The 1,084-nt window shown below is 41.0% G+C and carries 1 protein-coding gene; it reads right to left on the bottom strand.

The genetic code is table 11. From position 1 onward, the window contains the following. Nucleotides 1-401 precede the first annotated feature (401 nt). Nucleotides 402-1,084 (bottom strand): PEP-CTERM sorting domain-containing protein (locus F6K22_RS41420; protein WP_293111030.1); only part of this gene is annotated, 683 nt, incomplete at its 5' end.

The raw sequence follows: 1,084 nt of genomic DNA on the forward strand, positions 1-1,084 counted from the left end.
CGGCTACCAGCCCTGGCTCAAGTACTACTTCGAGGTCGATCTCCAGGGATCGCGCGACAGCAGCGGCGGCAACAACGACTTATACATCAGCCCTAGACAGAAAAATCGTGCAAAATTAGATTTGAACAAGCCTACATTTATACATCAGCCCTAGACAGAAAAATCGTGCAAAATTCGGATGTATATAATTTATTCCTTAATAATTTTTCACATAAATCAAAAGTAATTGTGAAAATTTTATCAAGTAGTGTTCAGGCAGTTGTAAAATATATAGGACTTACGCATGAGCTACGAAAAATTAGGATTTGAGATTACTATCCTGACGGACTGCTACGCAAACGCTGTCGCTCGTAATGACAGAAATAAGTCCTGTTTGCGTAAATCCTAAACTAATAACCGACTCAAACACTTTGCTTCCGCTTGATCAACAAAGCCACACCTAATACCCCTAGACCAAATATAGAACTAGGTTCAGGAATTGAAGTTTCTTCTAAAGATGAAGAATCTACTACTAACTCAAGAGTTGCTGAAGAAATCCGAGCATCATCCTGAAAAAACCAAGGGATACTGTTAGGAGTGCCAGAGTTGAAAGCCGATAAAATTTTCTCAGCAGTAAATCGAAGGTTGTTAGGACCAATTAAAGGACTAAAAAGGTCAATCTCAAGTATGCCCGTCTCTCCCACAGCAGGAATATCGGACACAGTTTGGAGCCAAACAGCAGGTCCGATAAGGCGGGTTATACCTGTAGTATCGGTAGATAAGGAATTCATTGGTGTCATTGTCAGTGAAAGGTTTGCTGACAACAAAGAAGAGCCTGAGTCAATTAGATTCTTAAAAATATCTACATTGGGGTCTCCATTAAAATCAAAATCCCAAAAAGCTATGTCATCGAGTCCATCACCTAAGCGACCAGCCGAACCAGTAAGCCGAAAATCTCCATCTTGTAGAGAAGTGCCAGTTGTTGGCACTGTATTAGGGTCAGCTTTAACTGTGGAGCTGATAGATATTGCAGCAGCATCTCCAGTGGTGAAGAGAGCTGTAGTTGCTAAAGTAATGGTTGTAGCAAATATTTGACGGACAAAGG

It is taken from the genome of Okeania sp. SIO2F4 (assembly GCF_010672385.1).
Classification (GTDB): Bacteria; Cyanobacteriota; Cyanobacteriia; order Cyanobacteriales; family Microcoleaceae; genus Trichodesmium.